At 71.7% G+C, this 22,093-nt stretch carries 16 protein-coding genes; 3 read left to right on the plus strand and 13 right to left on the minus strand.

The window, feature by feature from the left end; translation table 11 throughout:
• Window positions 1–5: 5 nt before the first annotated feature.
• Both GA0070561_RS21910 and GA0070561_RS21915 read right to left on the minus strand, forming a co-directional pair.
• Window positions 6–1,697 carry an ABC transporter ATP-binding protein gene (locus GA0070561_RS21910; protein ID WP_244166409.1) on the minus strand — a complete coding sequence of 564 codons (1,692 nt, stop codon included), beginning with the start codon at window positions 1,695–1,697 and terminating at the stop codon, window positions 6–8.
• 50 nt (window positions 1,698–1,747) lie between these two features.
• Window positions 1,748–3,451, minus strand: a complete 1,704-nt coding sequence (locus tag GA0070561_RS21915) for an ABC transporter ATP-binding protein (RefSeq protein ID WP_244166410.1) — start codon at window positions 3,449–3,451, stop codon at window positions 1,748–1,750.
• Between the two features lie 150 nt (window positions 3,452–3,601).
• Between GA0070561_RS21915 and GA0070561_RS21920 the strand changes: the two genes are divergently transcribed.
• Together GA0070561_RS21920 and GA0070561_RS21925 are read left to right on the plus strand one after the other, a co-directional pair.
• Complete coding sequence (locus GA0070561_RS21920) at window positions 3,602–5,281, plus strand: bifunctional 3'-5' exonuclease/DNA polymerase (protein ID WP_373861619.1); 1,680 nt, start codon at window positions 3,602–3,604, stop codon at window positions 5,279–5,281.
• Between the two features lie 171 nt (window positions 5,282–5,452).
• Complete coding sequence (locus tag GA0070561_RS21925; protein WP_091405247.1) at window positions 5,453–6,046, plus strand: nucleotidyltransferase family protein; 594 nt, start codon at window positions 5,453–5,455, stop codon at window positions 6,044–6,046.
• Between the two features lie 204 nt (window positions 6,047–6,250).
• Here GA0070561_RS21925 and GA0070561_RS21930 read toward each other — a convergent pair whose 3' ends face one another.
• Window positions 6,251–7,306, minus strand: coding sequence for a LacI family DNA-binding transcriptional regulator (locus GA0070561_RS21930; protein ID WP_091403995.1), 1,056 nt, complete (start codon window positions 7,304–7,306; stop codon window positions 6,251–6,253).
• A 31-nt stretch (window positions 7,307–7,337) separates the two neighbouring features.
• Between GA0070561_RS21930 and GA0070561_RS21935 the strand changes: the two genes are divergently transcribed.
• The gene (locus GA0070561_RS21935; protein WP_167362457.1) at window positions 7,338–8,507 is read left to right on the plus strand and encodes an MFS transporter; all 1,170 of its coding nucleotides are present in this window, start codon (window positions 7,338–7,340) and stop codon (window positions 8,505–8,507) included.
• Window positions 8,508–8,624: 117 nt separating this feature from the next.
• On the opposite strand, the gene GA0070561_RS21940 is transcribed toward GA0070561_RS21935, so the two are convergent.
• The 10 genes from GA0070561_RS21940 to GA0070561_RS21985 all read right to left on the minus strand — a co-directional run bounded on the left by GA0070561_RS21940 (window position 8,625) and on the right by GA0070561_RS21985 (window position 22,074).
• A complete protein-coding gene (locus GA0070561_RS21940) occupies window positions 8,625–10,034 on the minus strand; it encodes a GH1 family beta-glucosidase (protein ID WP_091404001.1) in 1,410 nt (469 codons plus the stop codon).
• Window positions 10,031–12,262 (minus strand): alpha-xylosidase, encoded by a 2,232-nt coding sequence (yicI, locus tag GA0070561_RS21945; protein WP_091404004.1) that lies wholly within the window; start codon window positions 12,260–12,262, stop codon window positions 10,031–10,033. The genes GA0070561_RS21940 and yicI overlap by 4 nt, the downstream gene beginning before the upstream one ends.
• Window positions 12,259–13,146: a carbohydrate ABC transporter permease gene (locus GA0070561_RS21950; protein ID WP_091404006.1), complete on the minus strand. Its 888-nt coding sequence runs from the start codon at window positions 13,144–13,146 to the stop codon at window positions 12,259–12,261. The genes yicI and GA0070561_RS21950 overlap by 4 nt, the downstream gene beginning before the upstream one ends.
• 1 nt (window position 13,147) lies before the next feature.
• Window positions 13,148–14,116, minus strand: a complete 969-nt coding sequence (locus GA0070561_RS21955) for a carbohydrate ABC transporter permease (protein WP_091404009.1) — start codon at window positions 14,114–14,116, stop codon at window positions 13,148–13,150.
• A 68-nt stretch (window positions 14,117–14,184) separates the two neighbouring features.
• Window positions 14,185–15,489, minus strand: coding sequence for an ABC transporter substrate-binding protein (locus GA0070561_RS21960; RefSeq protein WP_091404012.1), 1,305 nt, complete (start codon window positions 15,487–15,489; stop codon window positions 14,185–14,187).
• A gap of 76 nt (window positions 15,490–15,565) precedes the next feature.
• Window positions 15,566–16,597: a LacI family DNA-binding transcriptional regulator gene (locus GA0070561_RS21965; RefSeq protein WP_244166411.1), complete on the minus strand. Its 1,032-nt coding sequence runs from the start codon at window positions 16,595–16,597 to the stop codon at window positions 15,566–15,568.
• Window positions 16,598–16,816: 219 nt separating this feature from the next.
• Window positions 16,817–17,725 carry an amidohydrolase family protein gene (locus GA0070561_RS21970; RefSeq protein ID WP_091404020.1) on the minus strand — a complete coding sequence of 303 codons (909 nt, stop codon included), beginning with the start codon at window positions 17,723–17,725 and terminating at the stop codon, window positions 16,817–16,819.
• Window positions 17,722–18,531: a metal-dependent hydrolase gene (locus GA0070561_RS21975; protein ID WP_091404025.1), complete on the minus strand. Its 810-nt coding sequence runs from the start codon at window positions 18,529–18,531 to the stop codon at window positions 17,722–17,724. The genes GA0070561_RS21970 and GA0070561_RS21975 overlap by 4 nt, the downstream gene beginning before the upstream one ends.
• Window positions 18,532–18,634: 103 nt before the next feature.
• Window positions 18,635–20,266 (minus strand): serine/threonine-protein kinase, encoded by a 1,632-nt coding sequence (locus GA0070561_RS21980; RefSeq protein ID WP_244166371.1) that lies wholly within the window; start codon window positions 20,264–20,266, stop codon window positions 18,635–18,637.
• Between the two features lie 119 nt (window positions 20,267–20,385).
• Complete coding sequence (locus GA0070561_RS21985; RefSeq protein WP_244166372.1) at window positions 20,386–22,074, minus strand: serine/threonine-protein kinase; 1,689 nt, start codon at window positions 22,072–22,074, stop codon at window positions 20,386–20,388.
• Window positions 22,075–22,093 lie beyond the last annotated feature (19 nt).

Below are 22,093 nucleotides of genomic sequence, written 5' to 3' on the forward strand. Positions count from 1 at the left end.
ACGTCTCAGCGCTCGTCGACGCGGGTATGCCAGGAGTGCCACAGGGCTGCGTACGCCCCGCCGGCCGCGACCAGCTCGTCATGGCTGCCGATCTCGGTGATCCGTCCGTCGGCGAGCACGGCGACCCGGTCGGCGTCGTGCGCGGTGTTGAGCCGGTGCGCGATCGCGATGACGGTCCGCCCGACCAGTACGGCGGCCAGCGCGCGTTCGGTCCGGCGGGCGGTGGACGGGTCGAGCGCGGCGGTCGCCTCGTCCAGGATCAGCGTGTGCGGGTCGGCGAGCACCAACCGGGCCAGCGCGAGCTGTTGGGCCTCGGCCGCACCGAGTTGACGGGCCCCGTCGCCGAGCTGGGTGTCCAGGTCGTCGGGCAGCTCGGCAAACCACTCGGCGCCCACGGTGAGCAGCGCGGCGCGCATCTGTTCGTCGGAGGCGTCGGGCGCGGCGAAGGAGAGGTTGTCGCGAACCGAGCCGATGAAGACGTGGTGTTCCTGGGTGACCAGGGCGATCCGGCGGCGTCGCTCGGCGGGGTCGAGGTCGGTGACCGGGCAGCCGCCGATGCTCACGACGCCGTGCCGCGGCGCGTCGATCCCGGCCAGCAGCCGGGCCAGGGTGGACTTGCCGGCGCCGGACGGGCCGACGACGGCCAGCCGCTCACCGGGCTGCACCTCCAGGTCGATGCCGTGCAGCACGTCCGGCCCGTCGGAGTAGGAGAACCGGGCCCCACGGACGACGAGCCGCTCACCCCGTGACGAGGCGGTCGTGCCGGGTGGTTCCGGCGGGACCATGCCGACGCCGAGCAGCCGCGCGTACGACGCGAAGCCGCGTTGCGCCTGCTCGGTCCACTGCAACAGCCGGTCCATCGGGTCGATCGCCTGTTGCAGGTAGAGCGCGGCGGCGACCACCGCGCCGAGCGACACCATGTCCCGGGAGAACAGGTAGCCCCCGACGAGCAGGACCATGGCGACCGGCAGCGGATAGCTGGCCTCGACGACCGAGAAGAACACGGTACGCAGCGCGAGGGTCGCCCGACGGGCCCGCCACACCGTTGTGACGCGGGTGGTGCCGTGCTTGATCCGGTCCTCGGCCAACCGCAGCGCCTCCACAGTGCGTGCGCCCTCGGCGGTGGTGGTCAGCGTCTCGGTCAGCTCGGCCGCCGCCGCGCCCTCGGTGAGGTACGCGGAGCTGGCCCGGCGCAGGTACCAGCGGGTCACCGCCACGATCGACGGGAGCCCGGCCAGCGCGGCCAACCCGAGCAGCGGGTGCAGCAGGAAGACCGCCCCGAACAGCAACGTCAACTGCACCGTGGCGATGACGATGGTGGGCACCACGTCCCGGACGGTGGTGCCGACCGTCGACACGTCGACCGAGCTGCGGGTGGCCAGGTCCCCGGAGCCGGCACGCTCGACGACCGAGACGGGCAGCCCGAGGGTCCGGGAGACGAACTCCTCGCGCAGCTCGGCGACGGCCCGTTCGCCGAAGCGGTGGCCGGCGTACTGGGCGTAGCGGGAGAGCAGGGCGCTGACCAGGACGCAGCCGGCGATGGCCAGTGCCAGCCGGTCCACAGTGGCCACGCCCGCGCCCGCTGTGACCCGGTCGACGATGGTGCCCAACAGCCAGGGCGGGGCGAGCCCGGTGACCGCGGCGGCGCTGTGCAGCGCCAGCACGACCCCGACGGCGCGCCGGTGCCGGCTGATCATGTCCCGCAGGGCCCGGCGTACGGTGCGGCGGTCGGCCACCGGCAGTCGGCTCACCGGTACGCCTCCTCGCTGCCGCGGGCCACCAGGTACCGGTAGGCCGGGTCGTCGTCGAGCAGGTCGGCGTGGCTGCCGGTGGCGGTTATCCGGCCGGCGCTCAGAAGCGCGACCAGATCGGCCCGGCCGAGCAGCAGCGGCGACGTGGCGATCACCACGGTGGTCCGCCCGGCCCGCGCGGCCCGCAGCCGCTCGGCGATCCGCGCCTCGGTGTGCGCGTCCACCGCCGACGTTGGGTCGACGAGGATCAGCACCTCCGGTTCGCTGCTCAGCGCCCGGGCCAGGCGGAGCCGTTGGCGTTGACCGCCGGAGAGCGTCCGGGCCCGGGCGTCGATCGGGGTGTCCAGCCCGGCGGGCAGGGCGTCGACGACGTCCTGCGCCGAGGCGGTCCGCAGGGCCGCGCTGATCCGTTCGTCGTCGTCGGCCCCGGCGCCCAGGATGTCGCGCAGCGTGCCGGCGAAGAGGTAGGAGTCGTGGTCGGCGACGAGGATTCGCGCGCGGACCTCGTCCAGGGCGACCTCGCGCAGCGGCACGCCGGCCCAGGTGACCTCGCTGGCGACGTACCGGCCGAGCCGGTCGGCCAACGCCACGGCCGCCGCCGGGTCGTCTGCCGCCACCCCGGTCAGCTGGCCGGCCCGCACGGTCAGGCCGGTCACCGGGTCGTGCAGGTCGGCCGGGCCGACCGGTGCGGCCAGGGCATCCGGCCGGCGTGCCTCGGGCACGGCGCCCGGCCACCGGCGACCCGGGCCACCGACGTCGTCCGGTGTCACGTTGAGCAGGTCGGCGATCCGCCGGGCGGCGACCCGACCGCGGATGAGCTGGTGACTGCCCTCCAGCAGGAACCAGACCGGCACGATCAGGGTCGCCACGTAGCCGTAGACGGCGACCAACTCGCCGATCGTGACGTCACCGGTCACCGCCATCCGGGCCGTCAGCCACACCACCGCCGCCAGGAACAACCCGGGGATGGCGACAGTCGCCGCGTCGATCCAGCTGTTGACCGCGCCGACCCGGTAGCCCTCGGCGCGCAGCTCCTGGGACCGGGACGCGTACCGCCGGGCGAACAGGTCCCGGCCGCCCACCCCGGCGAGCACCCGCAGCCCGGCCACGATGTCACCGGATCGGGCGGTGAGCGCGCCCTGCTGCTTGCGATAGACCGATTCGACCTGCTCCAGGCGGCGCAGCAGCGGCCCCACGATCAGACCGACGACCGGCACCCCCACCAGCACGCAGAGCGCGAGCATCGGGGAGATCGACCAGAGCACCACGGCGATCACCCCGTACGCGACGACCGCGCCGACGCCCGGCCCGGTCAGCGTCAGCACCTGCGCCGTCCAGTCGATGTCGGAACCGCCGATGGTGGACACCTCGCCCGCCCCGACCCGGCGGGGCAGCACCGCGCCGATGCGGGACAGGTGGCGCAGCAGAACCTCCGCCGAGCGGGCCTTGGCATCCTCCCGGATGAAGGTCATCGTGCGGTGCCGCATGATGCCCAGGTAGGACAGGGCCACGCCCGCGACGACGATCGCCGCGACCCAGAGCGCCAGGGCCTGGGTGTCGCGTTCGCGCAGCCCGTCGTCGACGGCGCGGGCGATCAGGTAGGGCCGGGCCGAGAGCCCGATCATCCAGGCCGTGCCGATCAGGCTGCCGCGCAGCACCCGCCAGGGTTGGCAGCGGACCAGCCACCAGAGGTAGCGCATCGGGCCGCGGGCGTCGGGGGTGCCAGGATCGGGATGCGGGATCTGGGGAGGCACCCGATCACGCTACCGAGCGGCCCTGACACCCCACCGACCCGATCATGGTGAGGTGCGCCTCCGTTTCTGTCGGACGGGAGAGGCAGAATCACGTTCGTGCTGGTGGCGGTGGTGTCCGACGAGCGGGGTGGGGGAGTGCTGTGCCCGCTGGACGCCACCGGCCGGCCGACCGGCCCGCCCGAGGTCGTCACCGATCTGGTCGCCGCGGTCGCCGCCCGCGAGGCCGCCGAGCACCCGCGCTGGGTCTGGTCGACCGCCACGGCGGTCTACCCACCGCTGCTGCGCGCCGGCGTCCGGGTCGATCGGTGTCACGACGTGGAGTTGACCGAGGCGTTGCTGCTCGGGCACGCGGGCCGCTGGGGCGAGCCCCGCTCGCTGGCCGCCGCCTGGGCCCGGCTGACCGGCGCGGCCGTGCCGCCCGACCCGCCGCCGCGCGCCGCCGCGCCGCCCGGGCACGGGCAGGGCGCGCTCTTCGACACAGTGCCCGGTCCGCCAGGCCCGGGCATCGAGGCACTGACCCAGGTGTACGCCGACCAGCTCACCCGCGTCGCCGCGACCGAGCACCCCGGCCGGTTCCGGTTGCTGGTGGCCGCCGAGTCGGCCGGCGCGCTGATCGCGGCGGAGATGGGCGTCGCCGGGCTGCCCTGGCGCGCCGACGTGCACAACGAGATCCTGCACGAGCTGCTCGGCGAGGCGTCCCCGGTCGGTGGTCCGCCACGCCGACTCGCCGAGCTGGCCGCCCGGATCGCCGACGCTCTCGGCGTACGCGGCCTGCACACCGATTCCCCGGCGGAGCTGCTGAAGGCGTTCGCCCGGGTCGGGGTGGAGCTGCCCAACACCCGGGCCTGGGTGCTGCGCGGGGTGGACCATCCTGCGGTGCCGCTGGTGCTGGAATACAAGGAGCTCTACCGGATCTGGACGGCGCACGGCTGGGCCTGGCTCGATCAGTGGGTGCGGGGCGGCCGGTTCCAACCGGAGTACGTGCCGGCTGGCGTCGTCTCCGGCCGGTGGGCCACCCGGGGTGGTGGCGCGTTGCAGATCCCCAAGGTGATCCGGCGGGCGGTGGTGGCCGATCCGGGTTGGCGGTTGGTGGTCGCCGACGCCGGCCAGTTGGAGCCCCGGGTGTTGGCCGCGGTCTCCGGCGACGCGCGGTTGGCGACGGCTGGCGCTGCCGGCGACCTCTACGCGGCCCTTGCCCGGGACTCGTTCGGCGGTGACCGGGCCAAGGCCAAGGTGGCCCTGCTCGGGGCGATGTACGGGCAGACCGGCGGGGCCGCGGTCCCCGCGTTGGCGGTGCTGAAGCGCAGTTACCCGACGGCGTTCGGTTACGTCGAGGCGGCGGCGCGTACCGGTGAGAACGGTGGGCTGGTGCGGTCGTGGCTGGGGCGGACGTGTCCGCCCGGCTCTGCCGGGTTCGGTGATCTCGACGACGAGCCCTCCGATCCGGAGGGGGCGGGTGACCCGCACAGTCCGCGGGCGCGGGCCGCCCGGTCCCGGGGGCGCTTCACCCGCAACTTCGTCATCCAGGCCACGGCGGCGGAGTGGGCCTCCACGTTGCTGGCCACGCTACGGACGGAGTTGTCCGGCACCGACGCCGAGCTGGTCTTCTTCCAGCACGACGAGGTGGTCGTGCACGCGCCGGCCGATCAGGCGGACGCGGTCGCCGAGGCTGTCAACCGTTGCGGCGAGCGCGCCTCCGCGCTGCTCTTCGGTGCGACGCCGGTCCGGTTCCCACTGGACCTGTCCATCGTCGACTGTTACGCCGACGCGGCCTGACCGGCGGAGTGCTCGTGCCGGGAGATGCCGGTCGTGTAACGGTTGTGCTATTTCTCCTTTTCGCCCCGCCACCCACGGCTGGCCGTCCTCGTTGCAGTGTCCGTAGGAGGGGACGGATCGGTCACGGTCCGTCCCGTGCTGGAGGGGGCGCAGCTGAACCGGATCGCAGGAATGATCATCGCCGCAGGCGGGGGACGACGGATCGGTGGTCCCGAGGCGCTGCTGCACCAGGGTGACAAGCCCCTGGTGAATCAGATGATCGACACGATGACCGAGGCGGGCTGCGAGCAGATCGTGGTCGTCCTGGGCGCTGCCGCCGAGCAGGTCCAGGAAGCCGCCGACCTGGGCAAGGCGACCGTTGTGATCAACAAGGCGTGGGGCACCGGAGTCGGCTCGTCCATCCGGGCCGGCCTGGCCGCCATGGACGACGAGGGGATCGAGGCGGTGGTGGTGGTCCCGGTCGACATGCCGGGTCTGACCGCCAAGGCGGTCAGCCGGGTGACCGCGCTGCCGTACCCGGACGTGCTGGTCTGCGCCACCTACGACGGTCTGCGCGGCTACCCGATGCTGTTCGGCCGCCGGCACTGGCCCGGCATCGCCACGCTGGCCAGCGCCGACGTGGGCGCCCGGCCGTACCTGTTGGCGCACAAGGACCAGATCGTCGACATCGCCTGCGACTCGGTGGCCGACGGCAGCCGGATCGACACCCCGGAGTTGATGGAGCTCTACGGGCTCACGGTCCCGCCGCAGCGCGTCGGCGTCTAGACGAGTAGGTCCTGGCCTGGCTGGGGCTGTGGGCGCAGCCCGGCGGTCGGCGGTGACCGTCGGTCGCCTCCGTCGGAGCGGACGCGGTAGTGAGCGATATACCTCAGAGGTATGAATATGACTCTGAGGTATATCGCTCACCAGCACATCGACATGCCGGGCCGGCGCCGGCACCACCGGATTCCAGGAGGCGCGCTGCCGGTGTCAGCGGCGGGTGGTGGCGCGAGCGACGATGTGCCACCGATGCTGCGGCGAGGCCTGGGTGGGGCGCCCGAGCGCCACGCGTGCGCAGTGGGCCCCCTGGTCGCGCAGGGACTGGGCCAGGGTGGTCAGTCCGGCGTCCGCAGCCGCGTCCGAATCGTCCCAGCCGGTCAGGGTCAGGTCGTCAGGTAGGTGCAGGCCGGCTCGTGCGGCGGCGCGCAGGGCCCCGAGGGCCAGCTCGTCACTCATCGCGGCGATGGCGTCCGGTGGCTCGGCACCCTGTAGCAGCTCAAGAGCGAAGGTCTCCCCTTCGGTGCTGTGGTTGACCGGGCAGCTGGCCAACCTCAATTGCGTGGCAAGGCGTCCCGCCTGCGTCCAGGCGTCGAGGAAGCCCTCCCATCGGTGGCGGGTGACCGGGTACTTCATGTCGACCACGTCGCCGCCGGTGAGGAGGTGGCGGGAGCGCCTCCGGTCCAGCGGGAAGCCGAGCACCAGCGGGCGGCGGGCTTCGGCGAACGCGGTCTGGCCGATCGCGGCTGCGGCGGCTCGGTCATCGATTCCGATCACCGGCATTCCCCGCCCGTGCGGACCGGCGTGCACCACCGCGGGCAGGCCGGTGTCGGCGACGGCGTCCAGGACCGGATCATCGTCGCTGGTGGTCCAGACGACGAAGCCGTCCACGGCTGCCTGCGCGACGCGCTCGGCGTCGGTGGGTGCGCCAGTGATCGGGACCAGGGTGAGTCCGACGCCTTCGGCGGCGCACACGTCGGAGACCCCGGCGAGGAAGCGCGCCGCCTGCGGATCGTCGAAGGCGTAGCTCAACCGCTCGCCGAGCACGACGCCGAGCGTGCCGACCCGCCCACGGCGCAACCCGCGGGCGGCCGGGTGCGGCCCGGGGTAGCCCAGCTTCTGTGCCGCCGCGCGTACCTTCGCCGCAGCCTCGGCGGAAACCCTTCCAGGCTGGGAGTAGGCGTAGGAGACCGTCATCGGCGAGACGCCGGCAGCGCTCGCCACCTGCCGCAGCGTCGGCCGCTTGGGGTTGTCCGCAGGACGGTTCATGGCACAGACTCTATCTGTGTATCGATACACAATGCGGCAGCAGACCGAAACCGAGACGTTCGTACGGGATTCGCCGACAGTGCTCTCGTACGCCGCCCTGGGCTGCTGGACGTTCTGGCTGTACGCCTTCGGGCCGGCGCTGACCTTCCTGCGCGAAGAGTGGGGGTTCTCCTACACCCTGCTCGGCGTCTATCAAGTGCTCTTGGCGGCGGGCGCGGCCCTCGCCGCAGTGGGGTTCGTGTGGGCGGCTCGCCGTCTGGCGAGGGGTGTGCTGTTGTGGTGCTCGGCCCTCGCCACGGTCATCGGCGCGGGCCTGTTCACCCTCGGCGGTGGCGTACCGGCCACCCTGCTCGGCGCCGTGGTGCTCGGTCTGGCCGGGACCACGATGCTCACAGTGGTCCAGGCGGTACTGTCCGACCGACACGGTGATCGGCGGGACCGGGCATTGACCGAGGCCAACGTCGGCGCTGGCGCCTCCGCGGTGTTCGCTCCGCTGATCCTCGGCGTGCTGGCGGCCAGCGCGGTGGGTTGGCGCGCCACGTTCGCGTTGCCCGCCGCCGTCCTCCTGGTGCTGTACCTGCGCTACCGCCGCCAACCGCTACCGGCGGTGCCGCAGCCCGCCACCCCGGCGGGAGTCGGAGGCCTGCCGCTGGCCTGCTGGCTGTTCGCCGTGCTGACCGCTGTCAGTTCGGCGATCGAGTTCTGTCTGGTGTACTTCGGCCCCCAGATGCTCATCCACGCCGGCATGTCCGCCACCGCCGCCAGCACCGCGCTGAGCAGCAATTACCTCGGCATCCTGATCGGTCGTCTGCTCGGCGCGCGGCTCACCCGTCGCCCCGGCCGCGGCGTCGCGCTGTTGTACGCCTCGTTGGCGGTCACCGGCCCCAGTTTCGTCCTGTTCTGGCTGACCGACCAACCGGTTCTCGCCGTCCTCGGGCTGTTCCTGTGCGGGGTGGGCATCGCGAACCTCTATCCGCTCTCGCTCGCGCTCACCCTCGGCGCGGCCGGCGGGCACGAAGACCGAGCCAACGCCCGCTCGCAACTGATCCTCGGCGTGGTCGCCGGCGTCTCCCCCTTCCTGCTCGGCAGCCTGGCGGACCGGTACGGGCTGGTCACCGCCTTCGCCCTGGAGCCGGTCCTGATCGGCGTCTGCGTTCTGATGCTGTGGGGTGGGCTTCGTGCCCGCCGCACCAACGCCTGAGCCGGACGCCGTTCCCGGTGGCAGGGCGGGCGGCGAGGTTGCGGTCGGGGTGCCGAAACGGCGTCGCCGCCACCAGCCCTCGGCGGGCGGGTGACGGCGACGCCGTGTGGGTCGGTGTCAGTCCTGTGCCTGGTCCAGCTCGCCGGTGGCGGCGAGGCGCTGGTACCAGTGGGCGCTGTCCTTCCAGGTGCGTACCTGGGTGTCGTAGTCGACCCGGATGATGCCGAAGCGACGGTCGTAGCCGTAGCCCCACTCGAAGTTGTCCAGCAATGACCAGACGAAGTAGCCGCGCACATCCGCGCCCTGCGCGCGGGCGTCGGCCATCGCGCCGATGTGCCGACGCAGGTAGTCGATCCGCCGGTCGTCGTGGATCCGGCCGTCGGCCGACACCACATCGTCGAACGCCGCGCCGTTCTCGGTGATCATCATGGGCTGGCTGGGGTATTCGCGCTGGAGGCGCAGCAGCAGCTCAGTCAGCGCCGGCGGGTCGATGTTCCAACCCATCGCCGTGTACGGGCCGGGCTGCGGCAGGAAGTCGACGTTCTCCGCGGCGACCCACGGCGTCGAGGTCGACGCGCCGTGCCCGTCGGCGTCGGAGCGGGCCGACACCCCGTCCCAGGCCCGGACCAGGGTGCTGGAGTAGTAGTTGACCCCGAGCACGTCCAGCGGCACCGCGATCAGCTTCTCGTCGCCCTCGCGGACGAACGACCAGTCGGTGACCGAGGCGGTGTCGGCCAGCAGGTCGGCCGGGTACTCCCCGTCCAGCATCGGACCGAGGAACGCCCGGTTCGCCAGCGCGTCGATCCGCCGGACCGCGTCCTGGTCGGCGGCCGAGTCGGACGCGCCCCGGACGACGTGCAGGTTCAGCGTCACCGACAGCTCGGCGGACGGGGCCAGCTCCCGGACCACCCGACCAGCCAGACCGTGCGCGAGGTTGAGGTGGTGCACAGCGGCCAGCGCCGCCGCCGGCTCGGTCCGACCCGGCGCGTGCACGCCGGAGGCGTAGCCCAGGTACGCGGAGCACCACGGCTCGTTGAGCGTCGTCCAGGTGTGCACCCGGTCGCCCAGCGCACCGACGATGCCCGCCGCGTACTCCTGGAAGCGCAACGCGGTCTCCCGCGCCGCCCACCCTCCGGCGTCCTCCAACTCCTGCGGCAGGTCCCAGTGGTACATGGTGGCCACCGGGCGGACGCCCCGCTCCAGCAGCCCGTCCACCAGCCGCGAGTAGAAGTCGATGCCGGCCTGGTTGAACCGGCCCGAGCCGCCCGGCTGCACCCGGGGCCAGGAGATGGAGAACCGGTACGCGCCGAGCCCCAGGTCGGCGATGTGCCCGAGGTCGTCGGCCCACCGGTGGTAGTGGTCGGCAGCCACGTCACCGGTGTCACCGTTGAGGGTCCGGCCCGGTGTGTGGCTGTAGGTGTCCCAGATGGACGGTCCGCGCCCGTCCTCGGTCGCCGCGCCCTCGATCTGGTACGCGGCCGTAGCCGAGCCCCAGACGAAGCTCTCCGGGAAGTGGTGTTGCGTCATCGTTCCGTCCCCTGGATCTCGCAGATGTAGCCCGTCGAGGTGCCGGCGACCAGTTCGGCGCTGGCCGTCCCACCCTCGTAGCGCACGTCGAACTCGGCGCCCGGTCCGTTGCCGGGTGACGGTACCCGTACCCGGGTCCGCTGCCCCTCGGTCGGTGCGTACACCCGCAGCCGCACATCGTCGGCCCACTCGTAGTCCGGTCGGTCGGTGCGCGAGCCGAACGGGATGACCGCGCCCGGTCGGGCCAGCACCGGCAGACTGTCGAAGTCGTGCTTCTCGGTCAACCAGGCCGGGCCGGTGACCTGCGCGCCGGTGAGCAGGTGCGTCCAGGTGCCGGCGGGTACGTAGTACGTGACGTCGCCGTCGGCGCTGAGCACCGGGGCGACCAGCACGTCCGGGCCGAGCATGTACTGCCGGTCCAGGTGTGCCGTCGCCGGGTCGTCCGGGAACTCCAGGAACATCGGCCGCATAACCGGCGTCCCGTCGTGGTGCGCCTCCTGGGCGGCGGCCGCCAGGTACGGCATCAGGCCGAGCTTGAGGTGGGTGAAGTGCCGCAGCACGTCCACGGCCTCCTCGTCGTACGCCCACGGCACCCGGTACGAGCCGGACCCGTGCAGCCGGGAGTGCGAGGAGAGCAGCCCGAAGGCGACCCACCGCTTGAACACCGCCGGGTCGGGAGTGCCCTCGAAGCCGCCGATGTCGTGGCTCCAGTAGCCGAAGCCGGACGCGGCCAGGGACAACCCGCCGCGCAGCGACTCGGCCATCGCGACGAAGGTCGACTCGCAGTCGCCGCCCCAGTGCACCGGGAACTGCTGCCCGCCGGCGGTGGCCGAGCGGGCGAACAGCACCGCCTCGCCCTCGCCGCGCTCGGTCTCCAGCAGCTCGAAGACCGCCTTGTTGTAGAGGTACGAGTAGTAGTTGTGCATCCGCTGCGGGTCCGAGCCGTCGTGCCACACCACGTCGGTCGGGATGCGCTCACCGAAGTCGGTCTTGAAGCAGTCGACGCCCATGTCCAGCAGGGCCTTGAGCTTGCCGGTGAACCAGCGGACCGCGTCCGGGTTGGTGAAGTCGACAAGCGCCATGCCGGCCTGCCACTTGTCCCACTGCCAGACCGAACCGTCCGGGTTGCGCACCAGGTAACCGGCCTCGCGGCCCTCCTCGAAGAGGTACGAGCGCTGCGCAATGTACGGGTTGATCCAGACGCACACCTTCAGGTCGCGCTCGTGCAGCCGGCGCAGCATTCCCTCCGGGTCGGGGAAGGTCGCCGGGTCCCAGACGAAGTCGACCCAGTGGAACTGACGCATCCAGAAGCAGTCGAAGTGGAACACCGACAGCGGCAGCCCGCGCTCGGCCATCCCGTCGACGAACTCGGTCACCGTCTTCTCGTCGTACGAGGTGGTGAACGAGGTGGACAACCAGAGGCCGTACGACCACGCGGGGATCCGGGCCGGACGGCCGGTGAGGGCGGTGTACCGGCGCAGCACGTCCTTGGGGTTGGGCCCGTCGATGACGTAGTAGGTGAGTGACTGGCCCTCGACGCTGAACTGGGTCTGGGTGACGACCTCGGAGCCGACCTCGAACGACACGTGCTCCGGGTGGTCCACGAAGACCCCGTAGCCGGCGCTGCTCAGGTAGAACGGCACGTTCTTGTACGCCTGCTCGCTGGCGGTGCCCCCGTCGGCGTTCCAGATGTCGACGGTCTGCCCGTTCTTGACGAACGGGCCGAAGCGCTCGCCCAGCCCGTACACCGTCTCGCCGACACCGAGGGCGAGCCGTTCGTGTACGTGCCGGCGGCCCTCGGCGTCGGTGACGACACCGATGCTGCGTGCGGTGGACGCGGTGACCAGCCGGTCGCCGTGCAGGAAGTCGACCCGCCACCCGTCGATGAGCGCGACCCGCGCGGTCAGCTCGCCGGTGGTCAGCGTCGCGCTGAGCCCGGTGACGTCGACGGTGACCGGGTGCGTCTCGTCGGTGCTCAGCCCGAAGTGCGGCTCGCGGGGCAGCCCTCCGGTGTGGTGGGCGATGGTCACCCCGATGACGCCGGGGGCGGGGGAGAAGAACCGGACGGTGACCAGGGGACGGTTGAGGGTGTCGCCGCGGCCGGTGATCTGACCGGTCGGTGCGAAGACGGTGAAGCCGCGCGCGTCCGGCTCGACCGACTCCACGGTGCCGGGGCGCAGGACGCTGACGCCGGGGCGCAGCTGCCAGTACCCGTCGGTGAACTTCACTTCTCGGCTCCTGCCGTGATGCCGCGCGCCAGAGTGCGCTGGAAGATGAGGAAGAAGAGGATGGCCGGCACCAGGCTGATCAGCGCGCCGGCGTTGGTGGTCGGAGCGTCCATCAGCCGGTCGCCCTGCAACGACGCGAGCGCGACCGGAATGGTCTGCGTCTGGTTGTCGATCAGCATGACCAGCGGGATGAGGAACTCGTTCCACGTCCAGATGAAGAAGAAGATGAGCAGCACCGCGAGGGTGGGCCGCAGGTTGGGGAAGACCACCCGCCACAGCACTGTCCACTTGCCGGCGCCGTCCAGCGCGGCGGCCTCCAGCAGTGAGCGCGGGAACGTGCCCATCACCGAGGCGAGCAGGTACGTGCCGAACGCGCTCTGGATCACGGTGAAGATGATGATCACCGAGAGCTGGGTGTTGTAGAGGCCGACCTGCTTCGCCACGTAGTACAGCGGGTAGATCAGCGCCTCCTGCGGCAGCATGTTGGCCAGCAGGAAGAGACCGACGATCCACAGCCGGCCCCGGACCCGGCCGATGCCCAGCGCGTACGCGTTGAGCAGTGACACGGCGACGCCGAGCACGGCCACCGAGCCGGCGATGACCGCCGAGTTCCAGAACTTCAGCGGGAAGTTCACTTCGGTCCAGTACGTGCGCAGACCCTTGGTGTAGAACTCCGTCGGCCAGCTCAGCGGGCCGCCCGAGGAATAGTCGCCGGGCGACTTGAACGCGTTGAGCAGCATGAACGCGAACGGCACCAGCATGACGAGCGCGCCGAGGGTGACCAGAGCGAGCACCACCCAGCGGCTGACGCCACGGTGGTGTCGATCGCGTACGGGCCGGGCCGGCGTCACCGGCGCGGTGCTCGGTGTGAGCGTGACGGCCATGTCAGATCCCCCGGTCCCGGCGCTCGCTGCGGGCCTGCATCCAGATGAAGATCCCGGCCACCACCACGATGATCAGTGTCAGCACCATGGAGATCGCGGAGCCGTAGCCGACCTGCAGCTTCTTGAAGAACGTGTAGTAGGCGAAGTACGACGGCACGTTCGTGGCGTTGTCCGGGCCGCCCCGGGTCAGGGCGAAGATCGGCCCGAACACCTTCAACGCGGCGATGGTGCAGGTCAGGGCCACCACGAAGGTCTCTGGCCTGATCTGCGGAAGGGTGATCGCCCGGAACCGGTGCAGCCAGTTCGCACCGTCGACCTCGGCCGCCTCGTACAGCTCGGGGTCGACCCGCTGCAACGCCGCCATGAAGACGACCACCGGGTAGCCGATCTGCACCCAGATCATCACGGCCATCACGGCCGGCAGGGCGGTGCCCGGGTCGCCGAGCCAGTCGTGGCGTAACGCCCCGAGACCGACCGCGTCGAGGAGGCTGTTGAACGCGCCGTCGGGGCGCAGGATCCAACCCCAGACGATGCCGGCCACCACGACGGGCAGCACCTGCGGGAGGTAGAACGCGGCCCGCAGCGCGGCGGCGGTGCGGGGCTTGAACCGGCGGCCGATGACGTCGAAGAGCACCGCGGCGAGCAGCAGCCCGAGCACTGTGGGCACCACCACCATCGCGACGAGCATCCAGACGGTGTTGCGGAACGACGCCCAGAACACGTCGTCCTGCAGCAACTGCTGGTAGTTGTCCAGGCCGACCCACCGGGGGTCACCGATGCCGGACCACTTGGTCAGCGACAGGTAGAGGGTGCCGATCAGCGGCGCGCCGATGACCAGGAGGAAGAGCACCGCTCCGGGGAGCAGGTAGAGCCAGTACGCCGCGTTGCGGCCGCGGCGTCTGCGGCTGGGCGCGGGCGGGGTGGGGGTCGCGGCCGGCGGTGTGGCGGCGACCGTCTCGGAGACAGCCATGGAAGATCCTTCCCGGCGGGGGCTGGCGGGCGCGCCGGTCGTGCCGGTCGCGCCCGCCGCTCGCCGTGTCACTTGCCGGTGATCTCCTTGACGCCATCGGCGTACGGCTTGGCGATCGTGTCGAGAACCTGGTCGGGCGACTTCGAGCCGTTGATCAGACCCTGGAAGCCGGAGACCAGCACGTCGTAGTAGCCGGGGACCGGCCAGTCCGGGTAGAAGGCGAGTCCGTCGGACTTGCTGACCGTGTTGAAGTCCTCGATCAGCTTGCGGTCCTTCGGGTCGCTGATCTTCGACGCGTCAGCGGCGACCGGAACACCGCCGTTGTTGCCGATCAGGTCCTGGATCTCCGGACGCAGGGTGATGTCGATGAAGTCGTACGCCAGGCTCTTGGCCTTGCTGTTCTCCGGGACCACCCAGAGGTTGCCGGAGGAGCCGGCCTGCAGGGTGTTGCCGGGGAAGAGGAAGGTGTCCCAGTTGGCCTTCATCTCGGTCTTGAACCGGCCGTACCACCAGCTACCCGAGACGATCATCGGAACCTTGCCGCCGATGAAGGCGGTGCCCATGTCCTCGGCCTTGAGGCTGGCCGAGTTCTTCGCGACGTAGCCCTTCTGCACCCACTGGGCGAAGGTGTCCGCGCCGTACTTGAGCGGGTCGGCCTTGAAGTCGACAGGGTTCTTGTAGAGCTGGTAGTTGTCGACGAACTGCCGGTCGCCCTTGGAGAGGGCGAGCTGGTAGAAGAGCTGCCCGGCCGGGTACTCGGCGCCGGCCATGCCCAGCGGGGTGATGCCCTTGCCGACGAAGGTGTCCATCGCGGCGGTCATCTCGGCCATCGTGGTCGGGACCTTGACGCCGTTGCTCTGGAACAGGTCCTTGTTGTAGTAGACCGTGACGTACTCGCCGTAGTTCGGCACACCGAACCACTTGCCCGAGCCCATCACGCCCTTGTCGCTGTACCGGGCGGTGGTCTGCAGGCTGGGGCTGAGCTTGTCGGCCCAGCCGCGCTTGTCGGCCTCGCTGCTCAGGTCGGCCAGCAGGCCCTGGGAGGAGAGCAGCCCGGCGGTCGCGTTGCCCTTGTTGTACTCCATGATGTCCGGGCCCTCGGACGAGTTGATGATCATGCCCGCGTTCTGCTGGATCTGCTCGAACGCCTTGCGCTCGAAGCGCACCTCGACGCCCGGGTGCTCGGACTTGAAGAGCTCGATCGCCCGGTTCCAGCCGACCCCCATGGCGCTGTTCTCGCTCTCGTAGTGCCAGAGCTTGAGAACCTTGGCGTCGCTGCTGTCCCCGTTGTCACCACCGCCGCAGGCGGCCACGGTGGTCGTCGCTGTCGCCGCCAGGGCGATCGCGGCGACGAGCCGGCGGAATCGCTGCATTAGCATCCTCCTCGTTGAGTATCTAGCCGGTACTTCACGGGGCCCGTCGTCGCGTTGCAGCGCGACGGCGGGCCATTTACTGATCGGCCCCCATTGGCTGGCGGCTTCGGGGCGGTGCGGTCGACCCCCGGATCTCCAACGCGCACGGCAGCAGTTGCTGGTGACGAAGGTCAGCGGGGCCGTCCAGGTGGCGCGTCAGCGCCTCGATCGCGATCCGGCCGAGCGCCGAACCGGGTGACGTCATCGCGGTCAGCGCCGGGGTGGCCAGTTCGGCGACCTGCGGCGAGGTGACCATCGAGACGACGGAGACGTCGTCGGGCACTGACAACCCGCGGCCGGTCAACTCGCCGAGGATGCCGAAGATCGCCGTCTCGTTCATGGCCAGCACCGCGGTCAGCTCCGGGGCCTGCGCGAACGCGGCGGCCAGGGCGGCCCGCCCGCCGGCGGCGCTGTCCTCGGCCGCGATCATCACCGGCTCCAGGCCGTGCCCGGTCATCGCCGCGGTGAAGGCGTCACGGGTACGCAGCGCGGGCCCGTAACCGCTGGCCAACGTGGCGGCCGAGTGGTTGACGTAGACGATCCGCCGGTGCCCGAGGCCGACCAGGTGCGCGACGGCCTCCCGGACGGTCTGGTCGAAGTCGATGTCGACGTAGGAGAGCGTGCTGGTGTCGCCGGTGCGGCCGATCAGCACCAGCGGCACCCCCGCCTCCTGGAGCACTGTGACCCGCTCGTCGGCCAGCTGGACCTCCATCAGCACGACCCCGTCGAGCATCCGCTGACTGGCCAGCCGGCGCAGGTCGTCGAGGTCGCCTCCACCGACCGGCGAGAGCACCAGGTGGTAGCCGGCGACGCTGGCCGCGGCGGCGGCACCGGTGACGAAGGCGGTCTCGGTGGCGCCGAGGCCGCGTTCGTCCATCGGCATCAGCAGGCCGAGGATCCGGCTGCGACGACTGGCCAGCCCGCGGGCCATCGCGTTGGGCTGGTAGTCGAGCTGTGCCATCGCGGCGAGCACCTTGTTGCGGGTGGCCTGCGAGATCGGCCGGGTGCCGGTGAGCACGTACGAGACGGTGCTGACCGAGACCTGTGCGAGGCGGGCGACGTCGTGCATGGTGGCCACCGCGCACCTCCTCCGGCCTGGGGTGGGACCGCTCCCGAACTTCGTCGAAGCGTTTCGACGAAGCGGTTCGACAGGACGCTAGGCCACCTGTTACGGCGACGTCAATAGCCGATGTCGAAAAGAATTCAGCGGGGGTGTGCGGCCCCCCGCGCGTCCCTCCCGAGCGCCCTGCGCGTGCGCGCGGCGGCCGGCCGGAGGCCAGGGGTGGGGTCAGGGCAGGTTGAAGAGGGTGGCGGCGCTGTTCCAGCAGACCGCGCGTAGCCAGTCGTCGCCCAGGTCCAGTCGGGCCAGCCCGGTCACCTGGTCGGCGTACGGGTACGGGATGTTCGGGAAGTCGCTTCCCAGCAGCACCTTGCCGGCCAGCCCCAACTCGCGCAACCGGGGCAACTCCTCGGCGGGGAAGGGGACGAACTGGTCGAAGAAGGGCGTGAAGGCCATGGTGGTGTCCAGCCGGACCCGCTCGTACATCTCGGCGAGGTCCAGGAAGGCCCGGTAGTCCGGGGCGCCCAGGTGCGCTACCACGGCGGTCAGCCGAGGGTGACGGGCGAGCAGGGCGGCGAACGGGTCGGGACCGGTGTTGGTGGTCCCCACCGGTGCGTGCCCGGCGTGCACCACCACCGGCACACCCGCGTCGGACAGCATTCCCCACACCGGGTCCAGCGCCGGATCGGTCGGCGCGAAGCCGCCGACCTGCAGGTGCAGCTTGAACACCTGGGCGCCTTCGGCGAGGGCCGCCTCGACGTACCCGGGGGCCTCCGGTTCGGGGTAGAACGTGGCCGAGGCCAGGCACCCGGGGGTGTCGCGGGCGAAGTCCAGCGTCCAGCGGTTGAGTTCCGCCGCCATGCCCGGTCGGTGCGCGTACGCCAGGGCACTGAACGCCCGCACCCCGAGCCGGCGCAGGTGCGCGACCCGGTCGGCGTCGCTCCACCGGTAGCGGATCGGCCACTCGGTGCCGACCAGCGGCCCGGCGGCGTCGAAGTAGGCCCACACCCGACGCAGCAGGCGCGGCGGGAGGAAGTGCACGTGCACGTCGGCGAGGCCGGGCAACCCCAGGGCGCGGCAGAACTCCGGTACGCGTTCGTCCTCGGCCGGCGGGATCGCCGGCGCCGGATCGGTCATATGTCGATGTCGAAACGGCTCAGCACCGAGGGCGCGATCAGGCCGACGGTGGCCAGAGCCGAGACGACGGTCAGCGCGATGCGCATCCCGACCACCTCGGCCTTGCTGCCGACGCGCAGGGCGATGCTGTTCGGCAGGCCGATCATCATCCACATGCGCCGCTTGATCGGGATCGGCCAGAGGATGGGCACGCCCGCTCTGGTGATCATGTCGCCGAGGATGTGCACGAAGCAGCCCACGCCCAGCGCGGTGCCGATCAGCGGATAGCCGCGTCCGCCCGGCAGGTTGGCGAAGGTGAACCAGGCCGCCCCGGCCGACGCGAGAGTGATGATCACCCACCCGGCCCGCTCGGCCCACTCGTCGAACAGCCCGCGCAGTGCCAGGCCGAACATGAAGAACAGGATGGTGATGACCGCCCACTTGCCGTACGCGGCGCAGAGAGCGGTGGTGCCCCAGCCGACCAACAGGGTGAACGGCAGCGTGTGGGTCAGCGTCCGGTGCCCGTTGTTACGGCGGGGGTCCCTGCTGAGCTTGGTGGCGTAGTAGACCCCGAGGGAGATCTTCTCCATCACCTCGGCGGCGAAGAGCGAGAAGACCCCGAAGGTACGGGCCACGGTGGCCCCACCCTGGTTCTTGGTCACCTTGCCCGACATGTCGAGATCGGGAAAGAGCGCGCCGCCGGCGCACACGGCGGTGCCCACCGCCAACGCGAGCGGCGACTGGTGGTAGTCGGCGAACTGCTCCAGTGCCCAGGAGCCAGCCAGCCACACCGCCGCGCCGGACAGCGCGTGTTGCGGTCCCATCATCTCGGCTCACCCTCCCCAGGGATCTTGAGCGCCCAAAACTACGCCACTGTAGTCAGCGTCGGCGCCGCAGGGGCATCACCCGGCAAGTCCACATCGGACCGTGTCACAGGGTGGGGGTGAAGCTCTGCCGGATCATCGGCAAGTATGCCGCGTTGACCTGCCAGTCGAACTCTTCTGTCAACCACGAGACGGTGTATGAACGGTCGGCCGAGGTGTTGGCCAACAGCCGGAAGCTGTGCACCGGAACGCCGACAGCGTTCTGCCAGCCGCACTCCCACACCGCGCCACCCTCGAAGATGTCCATCGCGGAGATGTCCACCTTGCGATAGTCGGGCAGCGCGGCACTCGCGGTCAGCCGAGCCTCCTCGGTCTTCCAGTACGCCACCGGATCCGCGCGGGCCGGCCCCGCCTCGACGCTGAGCACCCGGGACCCGCCGGATTTCCGGAAACAGGTCACCGAGCCCTCGGTCCAGCGCGCCCACCCCACCGGCGCGGCGATCCGGAACCCGGTCGGGTCGTCGTACCAGGTCCAGCCCTCGCGCAGCCCGTACTTCACGTCGGGTGGCGGTGACACCGCCACCACCGGGGTCGCCGACGGTGGCGGGGACGACGTGCAGGCGAACGCCGCCGGCCGGGAGGTCGGCGCGCCACCACCCGAGCCGGACGGTGGGGTCCGGTCATCGTGTCGGTTGACAAACGCCAGCGTGACGCCACCCGCGACGAGCAGAGCGGTGGCCGCACCACCCAGGGCGATCAGGCGCCATCGCCGGCCGGGTGGGCGCCGCGGGCGCGGGCTCGGGGCTGGCGTGGCCGGCTCGTCCGGCGGGGCCACCGGTTCGACCGGGTGCGGCGCGATGGCCCGCCCGGCGCTGAGGACCGCCGCGACGGCCGATGAGCGGACCGACCCGGCGGGCTCGTCATGACTCGCCGCGGCGCTGCGCAACAGCGGCTCCGCCTCGGCGGCGGTCAACCGTCGCCAGGGGTCGCGCTGCAACAGGCCGATGAGGGCGGGACGCAACGGGCCGGCCCGACGCATCGGATCCGGTGGTTCGGTGGCCAGCGCGCTGAGCGTCGCCATCGCGCTCGACCGTGCGTACGGTGACTGCCCCTCGACCGTCGCGTAGAGCGTCGCGCCCAACGACCACATGTCGGTGCGGGCGTCGGACACCCCTTCGCGGGCCCGCTCGGGGGCGACGAACTGCGGCGAGCCGAGCACCGTGCCGGGCCCGGTCATCACACCGTCACCGCCGTCGAAGGTGGCCAGCCCGAAGTCGGTGAGCACCACCCGCCCGTCGTCGGCCACCAGCACGTTGTGCGGCTTCACGTCGCGGTGCAGCACCCCGGCGGTGTGCGCGGCCCGCAACGCGGCGAGCACCGCCAGCCCGATCCGGGCGGTGCGCTGCGGGCTCAGCGGCCCCTCGGCGCCGATGATCTGCTGCACCGATCGCGACGGCACGTACTCCATCACGATCCAGGGGCTCTCTCGGTCGTGCACCACGTCGTAGATGCGGACCACGTTGGGATGGTTGAGCCGGGCGGCGGTGCGCGCCTCCCGCAGGGTTCGGAGCCGCAACTCCTCGCGCTCGGTCTCGGCCAGCCAGGACGGCGGCACGACCTCCTTCACCGCCACGTCGCGATGCAACATCTCGTCGCGAGCAAGCCACACCCGGCCCATTCCGCCGGTGCCGACCAGGTCGAGCAGCCGGTACCGACCCGCGATCAGCAACTGATGCACGGTCGCTCCCCCTCGGTCACCCCGGGATCCACGATAGCCACCAGTGCCGGCTTTCTCATCCACTGAGCGGCCTCGATCCACGACGGACGGTGGTCCGGATCATGGCCATACGGCGCAGGTCAGCGGGGTGGTCGGAAACTCTTTCGCACCAGCTCCCAGTCGGCTGCGGCCCCGGCCCAGTCCTCGTCCCGGGTGATCCAACCCAGCGTCCAGCCCTCGGCACCGAGGACCTCCTGCCGGGCGTGCAGCCATGGGCCGTGCGGCGTCTGCCAACGCAGCTCCCACTCGGCTCCGCCGTCGCCAGTGGCGAGCCGGATCTCGTCGTACCCCGGCAGGGCGCCCGCCCCGGCCGCCGTCTCGCGGGCGGTCCGTAGAAGCTCCAGGGGATCGGCGGCGCCGCCCTCTGCGACGCTGAAGGCCCGGCCGGTCGCCGGGTCCTGGAAGCACGCCACCGTGCCGTCGCGGGAGGTCAGCCACGTCGCCGGTACGGAGACCCGGAAGCCGGCCGTGTCGGCGTGCCAGACCCATCCGGGCGGCGGCCGGAGTTCCTCGCCAGAGGTCGGCGCGCCGGCCTGCACAGGCGATCCGACGACGTCCGGGCGGACACAGGCGAACGGGGGCGGGGGGACGTTCCGCCCCCTCGGGGGCGGGCCGGGGCCGATCGGCCCGCCGCCGGGCGGGCGGTTCGGCGGCGGGGAGGACCAGCCGGTGGGGTCGCGAGGCTTGTCGTCGGCGACGGTCAGCGCGGTGGCGACGCCGGCCACGACGGCGACCAGCAGCGCGACGGCGACCACTGCGACCCGACGCGCGGTACGCCCGGCGGCCGCCGGATCCGGGGCCGGCGTGGGGGAGGCGCCACCGGCTGTGGCCGGGTCGGCCGGGTCGGGCAGCGGGACGGTGGGGTCCTGGTCGTCAGGGTCGTCCGCCGTGGCGGGCTGGCCAACCAGCCCTGGCACCGGCCCGTCGGCCGAGGGTCGGTCGGTCGCCGACGGCCTGTCGGCGCGGCCGGTCGCGGCCGTCCTGAGCAACCGGCGGGCCGTCTCGTGGTCGAGGCGCTCGCGGGGGTCGCGGCGCAGCAACCCGTCAAGTAGCGGCGCGAGCGCCCCGGCGTGCGGGGCAGGGTCCGGCGGGCCGGCGGCCAGCGCGCTCAGGGTGGCCATCGCGGTGCTGCGGGCGTACGGGGACTTCCCCTCCACGGCGGCGTGCAGGGTCGCCCCGAGCGACCACAGATCGGCGGCGACCGTGGACACGCCCTCGGCGGCCCGCTCGGGAGCCACGTACTGCGGGGAGCCGAAGACCATGCCGGGGCGGGTCATCGCGCCGTCGCCGCCGTCGAAGGTGGCCAGCCCGAAGTCGGTGAGCATCACCCGCCCGTCGTGCGCCACGAGCACGTTCTGCGGTTTGATGTCGCGGTGCAGCACCCCGGCGGTGTGCGCGGCCTGCAACGCGTCGAGCACGGCCAGCCCGATCCGGGCCGCGCGGGCCGGCTCCAGCGGCCCTTCGGCGTCCACGACGTCCTGCAGGGTGCGGGACGGGACGTACTCCATGACGATCCATGGGCTGCCGTCGACCGCGACGACGTCGTAGAGCCGGACCACGGCGGGGTGGTTGAGTCGGGCCGCGGCGCGTGCCTCCCGCATGGTGCGTGAGCGCACCTCGGCCCGTTCGTGATCGGCCAACCAACTCGGTGGAACGATCTCCTTGACCGCTACCTCGCGGTGCAGCATCTCGTCGTGGGCGCGCCAGACCCGACCCATGCCCCCGCGACCGACCAGGTCGAGCAGCCGGTACCGACCGGCGATCAGCACGTGTGCACGCTCCTCCTCA

This window comes from Micromonospora saelicesensis (assembly GCF_900091575.1).
Classification (GTDB): domain Bacteria; phylum Actinomycetota; class Actinomycetes; order Mycobacteriales; family Micromonosporaceae; genus Micromonospora; species Micromonospora saelicesensis.